The sequence below is a fragment of the Ulvibacterium sp. genome, from assembly GCF_965228935.1.
Classification (GTDB): domain Bacteria; phylum Bacteroidota; class Bacteroidia; order Flavobacteriales; family Flavobacteriaceae; genus Ulvibacterium.
In genome coordinates this window covers 3329874-3350630 of sequence record NZ_OZ245846.1, presented here as the reverse complement: position 1 = coordinate 3350630, position 20757 = coordinate 3329874, and the positions used below count along the sequence as shown (strand labels likewise).

The 20757-nt window shown below is 43.4% G+C and carries 17 protein-coding genes; 13 read left to right on the top strand and 4 right to left on the bottom strand.

Annotated features, from left to right (window positions below):
* The first annotated feature begins 19 nt into the window (after positions 1-19).
* Both ACO06Y_RS14095 and ACO06Y_RS14090 read left to right on the top strand, forming a co-directional pair.
* Entirely contained in the window at positions 20-2233 is a 2214-nt protein-coding gene (locus ACO06Y_RS14095) for a bifunctional alpha,alpha-trehalose-phosphate synthase (UDP-forming)/trehalose-phosphatase (protein ID WP_422079625.1), read from the top strand.
* A 159-nt stretch (positions 2234-2392) separates the two neighbouring features.
* On the top strand, positions 2393-4015 hold the full coding sequence (locus ACO06Y_RS14090) for a M1 family metallopeptidase (protein WP_422079624.1): 1623 nt from the start codon (positions 2393-2395) through the stop codon (positions 4013-4015).
* A 58-nt stretch (positions 4016-4073) separates the two neighbouring features.
* On the opposite strand, the gene ACO06Y_RS14085 is transcribed toward ACO06Y_RS14090, so the two are convergent.
* Entirely contained in the window at positions 4074-7487 is a 3414-nt protein-coding gene (locus ACO06Y_RS14085; RefSeq protein WP_422079623.1) for a ThuA domain-containing protein, read from the bottom strand.
* Between the two features lie 121 nt (positions 7488-7608).
* Between ACO06Y_RS14085 and ACO06Y_RS14080 the strand changes: the two genes are divergently transcribed.
* From ACO06Y_RS14080 to ACO06Y_RS14055, 6 genes are all read left to right on the top strand, one after another.
* Complete coding sequence (locus ACO06Y_RS14080) at positions 7609-8193, top strand: YdeI/OmpD-associated family protein (RefSeq protein WP_422079622.1); 585 nt, start codon at positions 7609-7611, stop codon at positions 8191-8193.
* Positions 8190-9566: an amidohydrolase family protein gene (locus ACO06Y_RS14075; RefSeq protein ID WP_422079621.1), complete on the top strand. Its 1377-nt coding sequence runs from the start codon at positions 8190-8192 to the stop codon at positions 9564-9566. Before ACO06Y_RS14080 ends, ACO06Y_RS14075 begins: the two co-directional genes overlap by 4 nt.
* A 327-nt stretch (positions 9567-9893) precedes the next feature.
* Positions 9894-10502, top strand: coding sequence for a TetR/AcrR family transcriptional regulator (locus ACO06Y_RS14070; RefSeq protein ID WP_422079620.1), 609 nt, complete (start codon positions 9894-9896; stop codon positions 10500-10502).
* Positions 10499-12214 carry a GMC oxidoreductase gene (locus ACO06Y_RS14065; protein ID WP_422079619.1) on the top strand — a complete coding sequence of 572 codons (1716 nt, stop codon included), beginning with the start codon at positions 10499-10501 and terminating at the stop codon, positions 12212-12214. Before ACO06Y_RS14070 ends, ACO06Y_RS14065 begins: the two co-directional genes overlap by 4 nt.
* Before the next feature lie 10 nt (positions 12215-12224).
* Positions 12225-12800: a gluconate 2-dehydrogenase subunit 3 family protein gene (locus tag ACO06Y_RS14060; RefSeq protein ID WP_422079618.1), complete on the top strand. Its 576-nt coding sequence runs from the start codon at positions 12225-12227 to the stop codon at positions 12798-12800.
* A gap of 11 nt (positions 12801-12811) precedes the next feature.
* Positions 12812-13783: a sugar phosphate isomerase/epimerase family protein gene (locus tag ACO06Y_RS14055; RefSeq protein ID WP_422079617.1), complete on the top strand. Its 972-nt coding sequence runs from the start codon at positions 12812-12814 to the stop codon at positions 13781-13783.
* Between the two features lie 70 nt (positions 13784-13853).
* On the opposite strand, the gene ACO06Y_RS14050 is transcribed toward ACO06Y_RS14055, so the two are convergent.
* Complete coding sequence (locus tag ACO06Y_RS14050; protein WP_422079616.1) at positions 13854-14318, bottom strand: BLUF domain-containing protein; 465 nt, start codon at positions 14316-14318, stop codon at positions 13854-13856.
* A gap of 223 nt (positions 14319-14541) precedes the next feature.
* On the opposite strand from ACO06Y_RS14050, the gene ACO06Y_RS14045 reads away from it, so the two are divergent.
* On the top strand, positions 14542-15027 hold the full coding sequence (locus ACO06Y_RS14045) for a hypothetical protein (protein WP_422079615.1): 486 nt from the start codon (positions 14542-14544) through the stop codon (positions 15025-15027).
* Here the strand turns inward: ACO06Y_RS14045 and ACO06Y_RS14040 are convergent.
* Complete coding sequence (locus ACO06Y_RS14040; RefSeq protein ID WP_422079613.1) at positions 15024-15158, bottom strand: hypothetical protein; 135 nt, start codon at positions 15156-15158, stop codon at positions 15024-15026. The genes ACO06Y_RS14045 and ACO06Y_RS14040 overlap by 4 nt on opposite strands.
* A gap of 201 nt (positions 15159-15359) precedes the next feature.
* Here ACO06Y_RS14040 and ACO06Y_RS14035 point away from each other — a divergent pair, with 201 nt between their 5' ends.
* On the top strand, positions 15360-17201 hold the full coding sequence (locus ACO06Y_RS14035; protein ID WP_422079612.1) for a hypothetical protein: 1842 nt from the start codon (positions 15360-15362) through the stop codon (positions 17199-17201).
* A 155-nt stretch (positions 17202-17356) separates the two neighbouring features.
* On the top strand, positions 17357-18334 hold the full coding sequence (locus tag ACO06Y_RS14030; RefSeq protein ID WP_422079611.1) for a hypothetical protein: 978 nt from the start codon (positions 17357-17359) through the stop codon (positions 18332-18334).
* A 169-nt stretch (positions 18335-18503) separates the two neighbouring features.
* Here the strand turns inward: ACO06Y_RS14030 and ACO06Y_RS14025 are convergent, their stop codons facing one another.
* Positions 18504-18710 carry a hypothetical protein gene (locus ACO06Y_RS14025; protein WP_422079610.1) on the bottom strand — a complete coding sequence of 69 codons (207 nt, stop codon included), beginning with the start codon at positions 18708-18710 and terminating at the stop codon, positions 18504-18506.
* Between the two features lie 46 nt (positions 18711-18756).
* On the opposite strand from ACO06Y_RS14025, the gene ACO06Y_RS14020 reads away from it, so the two are divergent.
* Positions 18757-19725: a polysaccharide deacetylase family protein gene (locus tag ACO06Y_RS14020; protein ID WP_422079609.1), complete on the top strand. Its 969-nt coding sequence runs from the start codon at positions 18757-18759 to the stop codon at positions 19723-19725.
* Positions 19726-19831: 106 nt separating this feature from the next.
* Positions 19832-20710, top strand: a complete 879-nt coding sequence (locus tag ACO06Y_RS14015; RefSeq protein ID WP_422079608.1) for an isochorismatase family protein — start codon at positions 19832-19834, stop codon at positions 20708-20710.
* Positions 20711-20757: the final 47 nt, after the last annotated feature.

Sequence of the window (20757 nt, the reverse complement as noted above, 5' to 3'; positions counted from 1 at the left end):
GGCCAAAAACATCCATTTCATGGGCAAAACTATCATAATCTCAAATAGACTACCCGTACAATTACAAATTAGCAATGGTAGCATAACGGCAATCCCAAGTGTCGGGGGGCTGGCCACCGGAATGAAATCCGTACATTCCGGAGGTGATAGCCTTTGGATCGGCTGGAGTGGACTTACCGATGAAGAGATTCCGGATGAACTCGCCCCCAAAATTGACGAGGCCCTCGCCCAACATGGTTCCTCCAAGGTGAAACTGACCAAAAAAGAGGTGGACGGGTTCTACTTCGGTTTTAGCAACCGTACCATCTGGCCTTTGTTCCATTACTTTTTGGAATATTCCGAATTTGAACTGGACTATTGGAACGTTTATAAGGACGTAAACCAAAAATTCGCAGATACCATACTCAAGAACGCCGGCGATGAGGACACTATTTGGATTCATGACTACCAATTGATGTTGGTGCCCCAGATGGTTAGAAACGAGCGTCCCGATGTATCCATTGGTTTCTTTTTGCATATTCCCTTCCCTTCCTTTGAAATATTCAGGACACTGCCCTGGCGGGAAGAAGTTCTGGAAGGGCTATTGGGTTCCGATCTCATCGGATTCCATACTTACGACTATGAGCGTCATTTTTTGAGCTCCGTGAGAAGATTATTGGGGCTGGACGTAAGTTTCAATGATATTTACCTGGACAATCGTATTATCAAGGTCGATTCCTTTCCCATGGGTATCGATTACAAAAAATTCAGTAAGGCGGCCGAGGAACATAGCCAAAAGAAGCCGGACAAACAATCAGATTTGCAACAACGGTTGAACAAGCACAAGAAGTCCACACCTGACGGAAAGTTTCTTCTCTCCATAGACCGTTTGGATTACTCCAAGGGAATTGCCAAGCGTTTGAACGCCTTTGAGTATTTTTTGAACAAGTATCCCCAATACAAGGAAAAAGTCCGTCTTATTATTTTGGCCGTCCCCTCAAGATCCAACGTACCACAATATCAATTGCTCAAGAAAGAGGTAGACGAATTGGTAGGGCGAATTAACGGGGAGTTGGCTACGGTAAACTGGACCCCGATCTGGTATTTTTACCGATCGCTTCCCTTCGACAGCCTCATAGACCTTTATACCTCCTGCGATATTGCCTGGCTCACGCCCTTACGGGATGGCATGAATCTAGTAGCCAAGGAATATATCGCTACACGGACCGACAAAACGGGGGTGCTCATCCTTAGCGAAATGGCGGGTTCTGCCAACGAAATGAACGAATCCTTATTGATCAATCCCAACAACTTTGAGCAAATTGCGGATACATTGTACACAGCCATCAATATGCCCAAGGAAGAACAACAAGCCAGGAACCAAGTGCTTCAAAAACGTTTGGAACGTTATAATGTGGAAAAATGGGCCAATAGTTTTATGAGCTCGCTACGGGCCCAAAAAAATCGGGATGCGGGGAATATTTCCAAAAGAATGACGAACCATCTCCTCGATGGAGTTTTAAAGGATTATACCGCAGCCAAAAAGCGACTTCTGTTTCTGGACTATGATGGAACCCTAGCCGGATTTCATAACGATCCCCAAAAGGCAAATCCCGATGAGGAACTATACCAACTTTTAGATCAAATACATCACCAAAAAGATACTGAAATGTATTTGGTAAGCGGTCGTGACAAGGAAACCTTTACCCGGTGGTTCCTTCCCAAAAAGTATAATATGATCGTAGAGCACGGGGTATGGATTTCCAATGATGGAAAACCATTCCGCATGCTGGAAAACGTGAAAAATGATTGGATGGAAAAAATCCGTCCGGTATTGGAATCCTTTGTAGATCGCACACCGGGAAGCTTTATAGAAGAAAAAAACTATTCCTTGGCTTGGCATTATCGTAAAACCGATCCCGATTTTGGAAATCTAAGGGCCACTGAATTAAATACTGTCCTCACCAGTCTCATTGCCAATGATGACATTAGCGTTCTCAATGGAAACAAGGTAATGGAAGTAAAAAGCAGTAACGTGAACAAGGGAAGGGCCACCGTTCGGGTTTTAGGGGAAAATGACTATGACTTCGTCTTTGCCATTGGGGACGATTGGACGGACGAGTTCATGTTCCAGGAATTGCCAAAGAGTGCGGTAACCGTTAAGGTGGGCCAACAAAAGACACAAGCCAAGTTCTTTGTTGAGAATACCAAAAAGGTAAGGGAACTGCTAAAAAGGTTTGCAACTAAACAATAGGGATGGGATTTGGACCTCATATGCGCCAAATTATCATGGCACATATTTTGGATTGAAAGTTCTCCAAAGGAATCAAGAAGGGGACCGAGCTCCCAAAACAAACGATACGATAAATTCCAGTACTTTTGGAGTTCTATTTTTTAATACTCAAGATATAAAATGAAGAATAGACATTTCCAGGCATTTATAGTTGTATTGACATCAATGGTCACCTTTGGTCAGACTTTTACCGAACAGGACACTTTACGGGGCAGTATTACCCCGGAGCGTGCCTGGTGGGATCTCAATTACTACCATCTGGATGTTGAAGTACAACCGGACAACAAGTATATTTCCGGTAGCAATACCATTCGTTATAAGGTTGTGGAACCTAAACAAACCTTACAGGTAGACCTGCAACCTCCGCTCAACATTGAAAAAGTGACCCAGGATGGGAAGGAACTGAAAGTAGATTCCAATGGGAACGCCCATTTTGTACAACTGGAAAAATCCCAACAACCGGGGGAGTTCAATGAAATTGTCGTTCATTATTCTGGATATCCCAAAGAAGCCGTTAATGCCCCTTGGGATGGCGGGTTTTCCTGGAAAAAGGACAGCAGGGGCAAGCATTTTATAGCTACATCCAACCAAGGTCTGGGGGCGAGCGTTTGGTGGCCTAACAAAGACCATATGTACGATGAAGTGGACAGCATGGCCATTAGTGTTACCGTTCCCAAAAATCTTATGGACGTTTCCAATGGAAGACTCCTTAAAATCGAGGAAGACGAAACCACAAAAACCTTTCATTGGTTCGTGGCCAGCCCCATTAACAACTATGGGGTCAACATAAACATTGCCGATTACAAACATTTTGGAACCATCTATCAGGGAGCTGCCGGTCCTTTGACCTTGGATTATTATGTACTGCCACAGAACTTTGACAAAGCCCAAAAACAATTTCAGCAAGTCCCCCAAATGATGAAGGCTTTTGAGCATTGGTTCGGCCCCTACCCTTTTTACAAGGATGGATTTAAACTGGTGGAAGTCCCTTATTTGGGTATGGAGCATCAGAGTTCGGTCACGTATGGCAATAAATATCAAAACGGGTATTTGGGACAAGATCTTTCAGGGACCGGTTGGGGCCTGAAGTTCGATTTCATTATCATTCACGAATCCGGACATGAGTGGTTTGCGAACAGCATTACGTACAAGGACATTGCGGACATGTGGATCCATGAAGGTTTTACCGCCTATTCCGAAAACCTGTTCCTAGACTATTATCATGGTAAAAAAGCCGCCGCGGATTATGTAATCGGCACCCGTTCCAACATTAAAAACGATCGTCCCATTATCGGCAAATACGATGTAAACCATGAAGGTAGCGGGGATATGTACTACAAAGGGGCCAATATGCTGCATACGCTGCGGCAACTTGTGGAAGACGATGATATATGGCGGAAAACCCTACGTGGACTCAACAGGGACTTTTATCACCAAACGGTCACTACACAGCAAATTGAGGATTATCTAAGTGAGAAAACGGAGAAAGACCTGTCCGCCTTTTTTAATCAATATCTGCGCACCGTCATGGTTCCTAAATTGGAATATACCATTGAGGGGGATACCATTACCTATAGATATACCGATATTGTATCGGGCTTTGATATGCCTGTTCGAATCTTTGTTGAAGACAAGCCCCATTGGCTTTTTCCGAACCAAGAGTGGAAAACGGAAGCTTTGCAAGGGGAATTATCGACTTTTAAGATCGACCGGAACTTTTATATCAGGGCCGAGCGTAAGTAAACAGGTTTTGGCAAAAGTTGGAAACTCTACCAAAAACCTGTTATATGTTTCCTTTAAATTAAGGCGCTCCGCTGCCAAAAGAGACATTCATTAAGGCCACAGGCGCCGCACCACGATCTTTACCATTGGGTTTGTAGACAAAGTATATTTCCTCTGCCTTAACATCTACTGCCGTATTGAAGACAATAGGCACCATTCCACCAGGTTGTCCGGCCACCGGTGTGGGCATACTGCCCTTCCCAAGAAGTTTGCCATCCGGAGTATTTAAACGAAGTTCAAAATCAAGTCCTGCCTTAGGGGGTTCTTGCCATCCGGCCATAAGATTGGCGGAACGGACTCCCTTTAAATCAATATCCTCAAGGACAAACCAACCCTCTCCTTCCGGAAGGATGAGCATATCCATCCCGTTAAAGGCAATTGGTGTAAAACCGTCCGATTTTATCTTATCCGAAAAAGGAACCGTACTTCCCTGTAAAGCCACCGATTTTACGCCAGTAAGCGGAATAGCCCCATCTGTTCCGTTGTCCGTATAACTTGCCGTCAGGACCATTACATTGGCCCCTTTGGTAGGCTTGGGATTTAGCACTCCCGAAACGGGAAGGGATTGTTTTTCGGCTACGTTTGCCGCCAAGGACAGAATGTACTCCGTTATCTGACGGGCCTCGCTTTTGGTGACGTTCGGATGCGCCGGCATAACAACTTCTCCCCAAACACCGCCTCCCCCGGTAATAATTTTATTTTGCAAATAGGACATGGTGTTGGGATCCTTTATATATTTCTTCGCTACATCCGAATAATTTGGACCGATGGAAGCTTCCGCCTCTTTATGACAGGTCTTACAGTCCATCCCTTGGGTCAACGCCTTACCGGTTACCGCGGCCGAAACTTGTTGGTGCCCCAAGGACATATTCACCTCATCCAAACTTTCCATGTAGTCCACGGAGACAAATATATTGGACTCATCGATCGGGTCTCCGTCCGCATCGTTTACGGAGACCTCATAGCTCACGGGAACACCCTGAAGGAAAAATGAGGAATTGCCTCCCTTTAAATCGATAGCGACCTCCGGTCTGGAATTTCCCGCGACAACGGAGACCACTTCACTTTGGGCGGATTCCCCTTTATTGTCCTTTACCTCGACCGATACCTTATATTCCCCTGCTTCGGAATAGGTATGGCTTATTTCGGGCTCTTGCGTTTCCCTTTGTTCACCGTTGCCCAAATTCCAGATATAGGTAACCGGGTCTTTTTCTCGATCACGGGCTTCTACACTGGCTTTTATGCTAAGTGGCAATTTTCCGGATGTGTGATCCACAATGAGATTGTCGATAAGGGGAGGACGGTTTCCACTATTGTACTCGATATAGCTCAATCCGGAATCCTCGTTCTGGCGGAACCATCCACTACCGTATTCCAGTAAATACATCCTACCATCCGGGCCCATTTCCACGTCGATCAGATTGTTCACTTCAATATCCGAGGCAAAAGGTTCCATTTTGTTAAAGGTGCCATCCTTAAAAAGTGTAACAGCCTTCATCCAGCCCCTCATCCAATCGTAAATAATCACCTTGCCATCATAATAATCGGGGAGTCCTCCTCCATTGGGATACATATCCGAATAGTAGGCGGGACCTGCCATGGCGTTTCGACCACCGGTACCTACCTGGGGAAAATCATTGGTGTCCACATACGGATAGAACACGTAGGCCGGTTGGGCTGGTGGCAACTCGCGCAAACCTGTATTGTTCCTGGAATCGTTAATGGGTTTTTCGGGATCAAATGTTATTCCACTCTCCCCTGTTTCGTAATCATAGTCCACATAGGGTTTGTTGTCCGCAATGAACAAAGGCCATCCAAAGTTTCCTGCTTCCCGGGCCTGGTTCATTTCATCGTACCCCCTATGGCCACGGGTCTCCAGACTATCGGCCCTTGCATCAGGGCCCACATCGCCCCAATACAAATAGCCATTTTTCTTATCCACGGAAATCCGGTATGGGTTCCGATGGCCCATGGTATAAATTTCGGGACGTGTTTTTTCCATCCCGACCGGAAAAAGGTTTTCTTCCGGAATATCATAGCTACCATCTTCATTGACCTTGATCCGTAAAATTTTTCCACGCAGATCATTGGTGTTCCCCGAAGAGCGGCGCGCATCATATTGTTGATGTCCTGGAATATCGTTTAACGGCGCATAACCGCTATTTACGTATTTTACATCCTTTTCATTGAAGGGGGTGGAATTGTCTCCTGTGGAAAGATAGAGCAGCCCATTTCCGTCGAACGCAATGGATCCCCCGGTGTGGCAGCAGATTTCCCGCTGGCTTCCCACATCCAGTATTTTTTGCTCCGATGCCAGGTCAAAAACCCCATCCTTGTATTTAAATCGGGACAATCTATTCACGGACTCGTCACCCTTTGGGGCATAGAAAACATAAATCCAATGGTTTTCGGCATAGTTGGGATCTTTCTGTAATCCCATAAGACCCTCTTCCGCATTCACTCCCGGTGTGTTCAAGGTCTTGTGGTATACATCCAGCTTTGCCACTTCCTTGAGTTCCTTTGTAGCATCGCTATACACCAATATTTCCCCTCTTCGCTGTCCGATCAACACATCGTGGTTCGGAAGAATGGCCATTTCGGTGGGCTCAAAAAACTCTCCTACCGTTAAGGGAACCTTTGAAAAGCGGTCGATATCCGGTGGAATCTGTGTAGTCGCCTTACTATAATCCAATTGTAAATTGTCGCCGATAGCATATTGAATACCGCCCAAAACATGTCGCATGAATTTTTCTTCGGAATAACTTTCCTCCGTATGACCGCCCCCAGTGTAGAATGCACGGCCCCCATCAAACTCATGGTACCAGGCAATAGGGTGAAAATCTCCATTGGTGCCTCCTTCATAGGTAGATTCGTCCACGGTCATAAGGACATTGACTTCCGGATTTATTTTTTTGTAGTTATACAGTTCGTCCGTTCTACGCCATATGGAATCCGTAAAATGTCGGGTAGCGATAAAATTCATGTCCTTGATGATAAAATCGGCCTCTGGTATCCCGGGCGGGTGACTTTGGAAATGAGCGCCGACCAATTTGTTATACCAGCCCCAATCATATTCGGTATCAGCAGCGGCATGCACGCCTACAAAGCCTCCGCCTGCCTGGATGTAACGTTCGAATGCAGCCTCTTGTTTATGATCCAGAATATTACCGGTGGTACTTAAAAATACTATGGCCGAGTATTGCTCCAAGTTTTCATCCGTAAATAAATCGGCATTCTTGGTGCTGTCAACGGCAAAGCCATTCTCCTCGCCCAGTTTTTGAATGGCCGCTATCCCAGCAGGAATGGAGGCATGCTTAAAGCCCATGGTCTTTGAGAATACCAAGACTTTGGGCTCTCCCTTGCGCTTGTTTCCACATCCCATGAACATAAGTCCCGCTAATGCCAACACGGCCAAAAAAGATATTTTCTTCATTGTACTATAATTCGTTCGGTTTTTTACAATTTCTAAAAATACGGATTACCGTTTCGATTTACCAAATTGATAAAGCAGAATGTAGTATTTTTAAGAAAAATGCCATAGTTGGGTAAAAATCATGAAAGATATTCAAGAGCACTATTTTAAAGATGATACCGAATGGCGGAATTGGTTGCATGAAAATCACTCAAACTCAAATGGCATTCACCTTATTTTCTATGCGGTGGCCCATGAGAAAGACAGTATGCGATGGGAGGAAGCGGTACGTGTTGCCTTGTGCTACGGGTGGATAGATAGTACGGTAAAGAGTTTGGGCAACGGCAAAAGGCGACAATATTTCTGCCCCAGGAAGCCGAAAAGCGTATGGAGCAAAATCAACAAGGATTATATAGCCGAACTGATCGGCAAGGGGTTAATGCATGAGAGCGGCCTAAGAAAAATAGAAATCGCCAAGGAAAATGGTTCATGGGTCGCCCTGGACGATGTAGAAAACGGAATAGTGCCCCCGGACCTGCAAAAGGCTTTTAATAGGAACAAAAAAGCTTTTGAGAACTATCAAAACTTTACCCGTGGACAACGAAAGAGCTATCTGTATTGGCTTAACCAGGCAAAAAGGGAAGAGACCCGAAAAATACGGATAACGGAAATCATAAGACTTTGCAGAGCCAATATAAAATCAAGAAATCAAAATTCAAGGTCATGAAGAACATCAATTTCATTCTACTCGCCCTACTACTGGCTGCTTGTAATCAAGCACAGCAGGCTACAAGCCCTACAGCGATCCTTGTATCGGATGTGAACATCATCGACGTACGTAATGGCAAAATCTTGGAAAACCATCAGGTCATGATCGATTCCGGTAAAATTCAAGGGATTTCCCAGAACATTGAAAATACGGAAGGCTATCAAACCAAAATACAGGGTAAAGGAAAATTTATGCTACCGGGGTTGGCCGAAATGCATGCCCATATCCCTTCTCCCCCAACCTCGAACGAACGTACGGAAGACGTACTATTTCTCTATCTGTCCAATGGTATTACCACTATTCGGGGAATGCTGGGACATCCCTCTCATTTGGAGCTTCGAGAGAAAGCTAAAAATGGCGACATAACAAGTCCCAGAATATTTACGTCCAGTCCATCGCTAAATGGGAACACGGTGACCTCTAAGGAAGAGGCCATTTCCAAGGTAACGGCCTATCAGAAAGCGGGGTACGATTTTCTAAAAATCCATCCGGGCATTCAATTGGAGGTGTTCGATCAAATTGTCCGTACTTCAAATGAAGTGGGAATCCCATTTGCGGGGCACGTTCCTGTGGATGTGGGCATCCGGCATGCCTTGAAAAGCAAATATGCCTCCATAGACCATGTGGACGGATTTTTAGAGGGATTGGTGCCTGAAACAGCCAACGTTAAACCCGATCAGAACGGTTTTTTTGGCTATAATTTTACTCCTCTGGCCGATACCACAGGAATCGATGAACTGGTACAAATGTCCAAGGAAAACAAGGTCTGGATCGTACCCACCCAAAGTTTGTTTACAAGATGGTTCGCACCGACCAACGGCGAGGAACTTTTGGCCCAGCCCGAAATGCAATATATGACCAAAGAGACCCTAGATCAATGGAGAACCCGTAAGCAACAGTCCACGGGGCCGGATACAGGATTTGATGCCGATCAATGGCTACAATTTGATGCTATTCGCAGACAACTGATGAAGAAACTGCAGGATGGCGGCCATGGTATGTTGCTAGGTTCGGATGCACCTCAATTGTTCAACGTTCCCGGATTCTCCATCCATCATGAAATCGATGCCATGGAAGATGCTGGGCTTACCCCTCTGGAAATCTTGCAATCCGGAACCATAAATCCCGCTGTTTATTTTGGAATGGACGATCAGTTTGGCGAAATCAAGGAAGGCTTGGAGGCGGATCTGATTATCGTTAATGCCAACCCCTTGGAAAATTTGGATGCCTTACAGGAGATTTCCGGGGTAATGCGACAAGGAAAATGGTATTCCAAAGAAGCTATTGACCAAAGGTTAAGGGAAATTGCGGAAAAAATAAAGCAGAAATAAGCGTATCCGTAAAGCAGTTTCCAAGGGCACTTTAATTCAGCAATAGGTTTGGCAAAGAATTAACGGGACAGTATGGTTTTACCGGTCTGTTCAATCCTGTTGAGTACTCTCAAGTTTTAGGCAGTTTACACATTTTAATCATTGATTGAATTGATTTAGATCTAGTGCAGCCCATTTACATTTCCTTAGTTAGTTTCCTTTAGATAAAATGTTCACTTATTTAGGCGGGTGGTCGTTGCTATCAGTAATGATTGCCAAGTTAAATTTTATCAATCATTTGATTGAATCAAATGATTTGTTATCTTTGAACGAAGCAACCCAAAAAGAATGACGCAGACCAATACAGAGGAAAGGATAAAACAGGCCGCCATCGAAGTATTCGCAAAAAAAGGGTTTTCGGATACCAAAACAAGGGACATCGCCGCCGCCGCGAATGTCAATATTTCTACCTTGCACTACTACTACCGCAACAAGGACACACTCTTCAAAATAGTGGCCGACGATGTTTTTAGGCAATTCAATGCGATATCCGAATCTATCCTTAATAGCGATATCTCCTTTAAAGAAAAAATCAAGGAATTTGTTTGTCAATACACCGACTTCTGCAAAAAGAATCCCCATTTCCCCTCGTTTATTGTATTTGAATCCGAACGCAATCCTGATAGGGTATATGGTAAAATAGATTTTAAGGCCATGGACAACGTCATTGAGCGAGAGCTCAACGAATTGATCGAAAAAAAAGTTATCAGACCTATCTCCTATCCCAATTATGTTCTAAATCTGGTCTCCCTTACCAGTTTTCCTTTTCTTAATAAACACATGTTGCACAGAATAAACGGACTCTCCGAGGATGATTTCAACGAGTTATTGGAAACTAGAAAGGAAATGGTACCTAAAATGATCATTGATTATCTGTATCTAAAAGAAGACGAATGAACTTGAATATAAATTCCCAAAAGGAGCATACCTATGATGCCATTGTTATCGGCTCTGGAATCAGCGGGGGTTGGGCCGCCAAAGAATTGACGGAAAAAGGTCTGAAAACCTTGGTATTGGAACGTGGTCGGGATGTAAAGCATATCACCGATTATCCTACAGCCAATAAAATGCCATGGGAATATCCCTATGGGGATAGGATTACAACGAAAGAATCCGCGGACTATCAGAAACAGATGCGAACAGGGTATACCGTTACGGAATCGACAAAACACTGGTGGGTAAAAGATACCGAGCACCCATATACCGAAGAAAAGCGTTTTGATTGGATCCGGGGTTATCACATAGGGGGCCGTTCCCTGATGTGGGGGCGACATAGCTACCGCTGGAGCGAGATGGATTTTGAAGCCAACGGAAAGGAAGGAGTTGGTGTAGATTGGCCTATTCGATATAAGGATCTGGAAAAATGGTATAGCTACGTAGAACGTTTTATCGGGGTCAGTGGCCAAAACGAAAATTTACCACAATTACCCGACGGTCAGTTTATGGCTCCAATGGAATTAAACTGTATCGAGGAACACGTGCGGAAAAAAATCGCGAAGAAGTTGAATGGAAGAGTATTGACCATCGGTCGTGTTGCCCATATAACGGATGATGTCATGAAAGGCAATCGATCAAAATGCCAACATCGTAACCTGTGCATGAGAGGCTGCCCCTTGGGAAGCTATTTTAGCAGTAACTCCTCTACCCTACCCGCGGCAATGAAGACGGGTAATGTAACAATTCGACCTTTCTCGGCGGTATCCGAGATTATTTATGACAAGGACAGGAAAAGGGCCACTGGGGTACGAATTCTGGATACGGAGTCGAAAGAGTATTTAGAATATTATGCGAAAATCATTTTTATCAATGCTTCAACCGTGGGGACCGCCCAAATATTGATGCAATCGGCCAATGACATTTGGGAAGATGGTTTGGGCAGCTCATCTGGGGAACTTGGGCACAATTTGATGGACCACCATTTTTTTGCGGGTGCCATGGGTGTCTTCGACGGTTTTCAAGATAGGTACTACAAAGGCCAACGCCCTAATAGTCTTTACATTCCAAGATTCAGGAACCTGCCCGGAAAGCCCGAGACAAAAAGAGATTATCTAAGGGGGTTTGGTTATCAGGGTGCCGCAAGCCGCACCGATTGGGCCGGGCACATCAAGGAATTGACCCTAGGAAAGCCCATAAAAGAGCTTGTACAACAACCGGGGCCTTGGAAAATGGGGATATTGGCTTTTGGTGAAACCTTGCCCTATCATGATAACAAAATGACTTTGAACAGAAATCTTTTGGATGTAAACGGCCTTCCAACGGTTACGTTCGATGTAGAATGGAAGGAAAATGAACATGAAATGCGAAAAGATATGGTGGCTGATGCGGTTGAAATGCTGGAGGTATCGGATTTCAAAATCGTACAACCACTCAATATGATGAGCTATCCCGGCCAGGGAATACATGAAATGGGAACGGCCAGAATGGGCCGGAATCCCAAAACATCGGTATTGAACAAATGGAACCAAGTGTGGGACGCACAGAACGTTTTTGTTACCGACGGCGCAGCAATGACGTCCTCTGCCTGTCAAAATCCCTCCTTGACCTATATGGCTCTTACGGCCAGGGCAGCCGACTATGCGGTTGAAAACCTTAAAAAAGGAAATATATAAGTTCTTGATTATGGATAGAAGATCGGCGCTAAAAAAAACAGGAATGCTATTGGGTACGGGTCTTACCTTGACCACGAGTACCACCTTACTACAAAGTTGCCTACAGGATACAAAGGAAACTTGGGAACCAAAGTTTTTATCCAAAGAAATTGCCCGTTTAGTGGGTGAAGTGGTTTATCTGCTAATTCCTGATCCGGACATACCGAATTCTATAAAAAATGTAGTACCAAAATACATAGACACAGTACTATTGGATTATACCGGAAAGGAAGAACAGGATAAGTTCATAAAGGAAGTAAATGCATTCGATTCCAGGTGTAAAAAAATAATGGGCAAAGACTTCATAGCTTGCAATGACGACCAAAAAATAACATTCCTCAAAAAAGAGGAAAAACATTTTGTAGAGAGCAGGGAACCCACATTTTATGGGACTTTAAAACAAATGATATTTGAATCTTTCTTTCGAACCGAATACGGCATAACACAGCTTTTGCACTTTGAAGCCCTACCGGGCAGCTACAGCGGTTGTATACCCATGAGTGATATTGGCCGGATACAACACAGCAATGATGTTTTTAAACTTTAACACTTGAGATTATGAAAAGACGTACGGTAATTAAAAATACGATATTTGGCGTTGGAGGCCTATCCCTTCTGAGCAGTTTTAAGGCCATTGAGGAAATGGTGCATCCATTCGGCAAAACCAATATCGGTGTTCAATTATTCACCATACCTGGTCTTGTAGATCAGGATTTGAGAGGAACTTTAAAAACCTTGAACGACATAGGATATACGGAAGTGGAGTTTTTCGGACCATATCCGTTCAGCGCGGAGGTCGCAATAAAGCAATGGGAGGAAATGAAGGGTATGCTACAACTTAAAAACAATGCGTTTTATGGATACACGGCCAAGGAAACTTCCCAGCTACTAAAGGAGCATAATTTAATGGCTCCATCAATGCACACGGATATTGTCTCCCTACGCACAAACCTGGGCCCACTTCTAGAAGGTCTGGCTCCTATAAACCCAAAGTACGTGGTTATACCCGCTTTATTGGATTCAAATGAGCGGAAAGATGCGGGGGACTACCGTAAACTGGCCGATGAGTTCAACCGTTTCGGTGAGCAAATGAATAAATACGGGATGAAGTTCGTGTATCACAACCATGGATATGAGCATGCTACGTACAATGGGGAAACGGGACTCGATATTTTGTTGAAGAATACGGATGCCGATTATGTCCAATTTGAATTGGATATTTTTTGGATGAAGGCCGCAGGCGCGGAACCGGTCCAATATTTAAAACGATATCCCGGTAGGTTTAAGCTGTTACATATAAAAGATGCCGCTGCAGAATTCCGCTTTTCGGGGGATGGTGGAACCCCCGACCAATGGATGGAAGGTTTTCCAAAAATGGCCGATCCCGGTGATGGCATATTCGATATCAAAAAAATTATCGCCGAAGGCAGTAAATCCGGCGTCGATCATTTTTTCCTGGAGCGTGATTTGGCCCCCAATCCAATGGAAACCTTAAATAACTCCTTCAAGAATTTAAACGCAATGTTTTAGTTTAAAGAAACCCCTGTAAGCTGCAAGTTATCAAGCTTTTTGGTGAAGCCATTCTAACAGGTGAATCGATTTAGGCTAAATTCGATTTCTCCCAACTATAAAAGCCCTCTTTGCTGACCAGCCGTTTTACGTTGTACCAGAATACCCGATAGGTAAAGCTTTCATTGGCCTGTTCGTTTTTTAATCGGTCAAATTCATAGTTTATGAGAGCCAAATCCTTACCGGCATCACCTTCTTTGCCATTTAATCTGGCATAGGCCATATCCCACTTGGTAAACATTCGTTCCTCGCTATGGCCCTCATGTAGGGTTTCTACATTTTCATGCCGGGTATCGCCCTTAATCGTAAAATAGAGTTTTCTGACCAAATCCTCCTCGCCTTCTAAAATTTGCAGGAAAAAGTTTTCCTTATAGATGAGGCATCCGGTAATGTCTAGTTTTGCGTTGTTACGTTTTGAAATCTCCAAGATATCGGATATTATAGAATCCGTTACATCACAAACAGCTTCTGAACGATATGTTATTTGGTATGGCATTTTGATGGAATTTTCTTTCTAAATACTAAAATTTATATTACAGAATAAATGTACTAAAAACAAACGTGGTCTATTTTAATATTATTGTATAGTCACCCTTATTTCAATTTTCCGGTTTTGTCCCTTTTCCCTAAAATTCTATCTGGATGCAAATAACATATCCAAATAAGGGTAGGATCCCGTTATGGGCTACACAAAAAAGTATTAATCGATTTGTAGAAAAATGGATACATTTAGGGAAGTGAAAAAGGAGAACGAGATAAAGTACAACAATTGGAATTCCCATCTACAGAATACCAGGGACAGGACAAACTATGCCATAAGGCGAATGGACCTCTTGACCATTTCGATATCCGGTGCCGGTATATACATAGTCTTCGAGACCTTGAAGTTTTTTAAAGGGGAGGGATTGGAAGTTGTGAACCCTTCCTTGTTGACATTGATAGGTATAGCATTTCTTTTGGCAATAGCCGCAAATTTTTCGTCACAGATAACGGGCTTTTTCGCGAATAACTACGAGGAAAGGTACGTATTACTGGTACTGGAGGAATTAAGTGAAAAAGAGTTTGATAAGGATAAAATGGACGATTATGATAGTTGGGTACAGATTTTCAACAAGGCAACCCAGATATTGAACGTAGCATCCGTTCTATGCATGTTCATAGGCTTGGTCTGCCTCTTTATCTTCTATTACCATTATCTTTTTTAGTTGGCCATAGGACCACCACCTCCCTTATTGGGCTTGGGCATATCCCTTTTTTCTTCCCTTAGGGGGATTTTTCGGCTTGGCGGCGGTGATTGCTTTGGAGGAGGAGTCGGTCTTTCTTTCTGTTTTCCCATAATAAATCGAATTGGAAATTAAATATAGGAAAATACACCTATAGGCCAAAGAAGGTGTTGGCAATACATTTTAAGATCTCTTATTTTCGTTACTTTGGTGAATTATTAACTATATTCTTATTTTCCATGTTGATTTTAAAAGTTCCCCCAAGAGCTAGGCCCCGTCGTTCCGCGTCAAGGAAGGTTCTTATATTGGTAAGTTTGATATTATCCTTTAATTGCAGTAACGACGGAGATGAAAATCGCACTGATGATTTGATCCGATTACCTGAGGTAACTACTACTGCAGCTTCCGGGATTACACAGACTTCGGTCGCTTCCGGAGGTAATGTTACTAATAATGGAGGGGCGGAGATCATCAACAAGGGATTATGTTGGAGTGTCAATCCAAATCCGACTATTGACGATGATTTTCAAGGGGAGGGTCTTGGTTCGGAATCGTTCAATACTATTATCGAGGGTCTAGAAATTAACACTACGTACTATCTCAGGGCCTTTGCGACGAACTCCAAGGGCACCGCCTATGGTAATGAGATTAGTTTCAAGACCCTGGATTCTGATAGCAATGTCCTTATCTATGAGGGCGATATTACCTTAAGGTCTCAAAAAGAAGTTGATGAATTCGGTGAAAAAGGGTATACGGAGGTCACGGGATATTTGCACATAAACAACTACGACCCTATTTCCCAAGATAATTTGCCAACGGATATTCAGAATTTAGATGCCTTGTCCACATTGACCTCGATCGGAGGGGATTTATGGATAACCGGCAATAATGAACTGACCAATGTAGATGGTCTGGACAACCTGGTGTCGGTTGGCGGAATGTTCGATTTTTTTTATAATGATTCGATTGTCGAGTTAAATGCATTTCACAAACTGTCCTCCGTATCGGGTTTTGAACTACGCATAATCGGCAACGATGGCCTGACCGTTATAGGTGGGTTCGAGGAAATAACGGAATATGGAGGCTATCTTAACATTTCTAGAAATAGGTCGCTATTGACCATGGAGGGCTTTGCCAATCTTCGCTCCTCCAGTTTGGTCATAATCAGACGAAACAATGCATTACTTGAGTTCGACGGGCTGAACAACCTAGAAAACATTTGGCTTGATTTGGAGATAGAGGATAATCCTTCCTTATCGACCATAAGTGGGTTCGGCAAACTGAACTCCATTGGACGAAGGTTACGGTTAAGCAACAACTCGTCCCTTGAGAGTATTGACGCATTTCCATCATTGACCTCATTGGACGGTAGTTTATTTATTATGGATAACGAAACTCTAAAGGATATCAATGGGCTCAACGGTTTGTCCGGAATACCTAATATCACCATATTCAACAACCCGGCCATGACCAATATCAGTGGCTTGAACAACTTAACGTCAGTTATATCGCTTCAGATCACAAATAATGATATGTTATCGGGGATTACAGGATTTCAACAACTTTCCGTTATTGATAGAATATTTAATATTCATAACAATAATAACCTGGTGAACATCGACGGTCCAGCTAACTTGAAATCTGTTGGATACTTATCAATAATGGAAAACGGAAGCTTAATGGGTTTCGAGGGTCTGAACAATCTAGAATCCTTGATATCCTTAAAGGTCATAAACAACAATGGACTAAGGAGTTTGTCGGGTTTTGAGAACTTAAGAACTATTACGGAGCATATCGAAATCACGGATAATAGCTCTCTAAGGTCAATTGATGGATTTAACAATGTTGACCTGATCGGAAATTATTTGTTTATAGAAAACAATCAGTCCCTGTTACATATAGATGGGTTTCAAAAGGTAAGCGAAATAGGGGAGATACTGGCAATTGCCAGGAACTTTGACCTTATCGATATTAAGGGCTTTACCGAATTGAATACCGTGGGGAACTTTTTTAACATCGAACTAAATAATGGATTAATGGATTTATGCGGTTTTGAACTTCTAATGAATTCAGGTTTTGAAGGGGAGTACAATGTGAGCGGCGGCAGGCACAATCCAACCATTCAGGATTTCATTGATGGAAATTGCAGTCTTTGACGCAATGTTCAATTGTGGATTAATTGTATTTTTTGCTCCTGGCTGGCAGGAAATTCCGGTAGGCCCCTACAGTTCATCGAATAATTACTATATAAATTGATAATTAAGGGGTATATTCCTACATTTACTTTTTAACCTACAAAACCCCCGACAAAATGAAAATGTCCCAAATCTTTCTTTTTGCCTTACTGAGCCATGTTATGGCCTGGGGCCAGACCAATACCTTTCCTGCCTCCGGCAACGTGGGGATAGGAACGACCTCCCCTACCTACAAATTGCAGGTAGACGGAAGTGGATTTAAATTGGGAGGATCTTATACCCAGACCAATCTACGTATAGAGGCTACCGACGATTCCGGCGCCCCGGCCAAAGCAATAGGGCTTCAACTACATGGGTATGAAGGCCGGGCAAAAGGAATATACATAACCGATAAGGATACATCCCATAAATGGTTCATTGGCGAGGGATATGCTTATAACGGCATAGGTATCGGGTACTCCACGACCAGCCGAATGGAATACAGTGCGAATACCAAGTTCTTCGTTGGAACCTCGGGCAATGTAGGTATAGGAACGACCAGTCCATCCAACCCTCTCCACATAAGTAGCTCAGTCGAAAATCACCAGCTTAGATTGGAAGGGATCAACGGTAAGCATGCATGGATCCAATACTACCCAAGCGGTACAGGAGTAGTAAATTGGAAAAATGGTGTCAACGCTTATGGATTCAATATTTATGATATGACAAACGCCGCTTATAGGCTGACGATTTCCAATTCGGGCAACATTGGGATAGGCACTGTTAACCCTGGCACCTACAAACTCGCGGTCAACGGGAATGTCAGGGCCAAAGAGGTGAGGGTGGAAACCGGATGGTCGGACTTTGTCTTTGAAAAGGATTATGACCTACCAACCCTGGAAGAGGTCGAGGGCCATATAAAGGAAAAAGGCCACCTAAAGGACATCCCAAGCGGGGAGGAGGTAGCCGAGAACGGCATCCTCTTGGGTGAAATGGATTCCAAATTACTGCAGAAGATAGAGGAACTTACGCTCTATATGATAGACATGAACAAAGAGATCCAGCAATTGAAAAAGGAGAATTCCGAGCTAAAAAGGAAGTTGGAGCTTGAATAGGTTTTTCAATGTCGTTCCGCACGTATATATCTAGGTGCTAGTTGACACCGTCACTGAATCTACATTCTATATTTAGTTTGCAGTAAAGTTCCCATGGAAGCCAATATCGTCCACCACAAAGACTTTTCTGGACATAGCAGGATATTCCTGTAGGTTGGGTTGGAATATTTCAATCAGTATCTTTGGAAGATTCTATGTACGCGCCATCTTTCCAATTTTTCTCTCTTTCAAAATACTCCAATAGTTCGGAAAGAAAACCTAGGAGTACGGCTTTATTCGGCACCTGGTTAAAACTGAATTCGCCATCAATGGCCCGGATGTTCACTTGCCTTACTTTACAACTAGTTTTTTGAATCGACTGTTCATGAACCGTCATTCTCAACTTTTATGGTATATTTAAAACTTATATCCCCTATGGAACCATGAACCGTTGCGCGACTCTTTTTGCGATTCTTTTGTCCTTAATGTTAAGTTGCAAGGGAGGTCCCGAAAGCAGATCGATCGAACCCGATCATGTCCCAAAAGAACTCAATAGACCTAAGGTAAGTTTCACTTTTGACGATGGCATAACACAAGACATTTTGAATTATCCATTTAAACAATGGAACCAAATGATCTTATCATCATTGGATAAGGCGGGAGTGAAATCCGTTTTTTTCGTAACCGGGGCCAACAAGTCCGATTCAAAAGGAAAATATTTACTCCAAAGCTGGAATGATAAAGGCCATAGTATTGCGAATCATACGTTTAGCCATCCAAATTTTCATTCGGAAGACCTTTCCATCAAAGACTTTGAAAAAGAGTTGTTGGATACGGATACCATTATATCTGGATACAACAACTATCAAAAGCTGTTCAGATTCCCGTATCTAAAAGAGGGAGCTTCCCGAGAGAAAATAGATGGGATTCGAAATGTACTTTCCCAATATGGTTATAGAAATGGATATGTAACCATAGATGCTTCCGATTGGTACATAAATGGAAGGCTAATAAGAAAAATTAAGAAGCTGGGAATCGATAAGGCCGAAGTTCCAAAATTCAAGGAGTATTATCTTGAACATATTATGGACAGGGCCAATTACTATGAAACGCTGTCTTACGAACTTACCGGCAGACATATAAATCATACGTTGCTTTTGCACCATAATCTTACCTCTACCCTATTCCTTGGGGATTTGATAGCCAGATTTAAGGAAGAAGGCTGGGAAATCATCGATGCCCCGACCGCTTTTAAGGACAAAATTTTTGAAACACTTCCTTCCCGTGTTCCGGCAGGCGAAAGCCTGATATGGTCCATGGCCAAGGAATCGGGTAAATATGAAAATAGCCTTCGATATCCTGCCGAGGATGGTGGGTATGAGGAATCAAGAATGGATAGCTTGGGGCTCTAATTCCACGGTAGCATCACTATTCAGGGTAGTGTTTTTAACTTTTTCTATGTTGCCTTCAATATGACTATCTTTAGGTTCAAGGTAAAAACCAATTTTTTCCGTCAACATGAAAAACCTTAGGAATACCAAAGTGGATTTATATAAGGCTAATTTCCTCATTATCATGTCCTTAATCGGGATCTGCTATGGTTGCCAAGATGCTAAGAGTTCCAAGCAGGACAATGATCAGGGAACTGGTACGGAAACGCTCAAAATAATGGCCCGCAATCAAATAACCAACAAGGGGGAATGGGAAGATGCGTTTACAAATTTGTCATGGGAACCCAAGGAAACGGCAATTATCATATGTGATATGTGGGACAGGCATTGGTGCGATAGTGCCACGGCCAGGGTAAGGCAAATGGCCCCAAAAATCAATAGCATGGTGCAACTGGCCAGGGAAAAAGGTGTACATATTGTACATGCCCCAAGTTCCACCATGGATTTCTATAAGGACCATCCCGCCCGCAAAAGAGCATTGATGCAAAAACGTGTGGAACCACCTATTTCACTTGAGTATTGGTTTTACCCGGACGAGACCCGGGAACCTCCGCTGCCCATAGATGATTCCGATGAAGGATGTGACTCTGCCGGAGATCCATCGGAAAGCAAAATAACCCGGCAGATAGAGACCATTGACATCTTTAATGGGGACTTGATTTCGGACAGCGGACAGGAGATGTACAATTACTTTGAAAGCGTAGGGGTCAAAAACATCATACTTTGTGGGGTACATACCAATATGTGCGTATTGGGGCGGACCTTTGGTATTCGTGGCCAGGTAAAGCTAGGACGGAATGTTGTCCTGGTACGGGACCTAACCGATGCCATGTACAACCCCGAGATGCCACCGTACGTATCCCATGATGCCGGCACTGCCTTGGTGATACAACATATTGAGAAGTATTGGGCGCCGAGTATTGAATGGAAAGACCTTTTTGATTAAGGCTTTTATCAATTGGGCCGACCTCAAAGTAATTAACTAAAAATGCC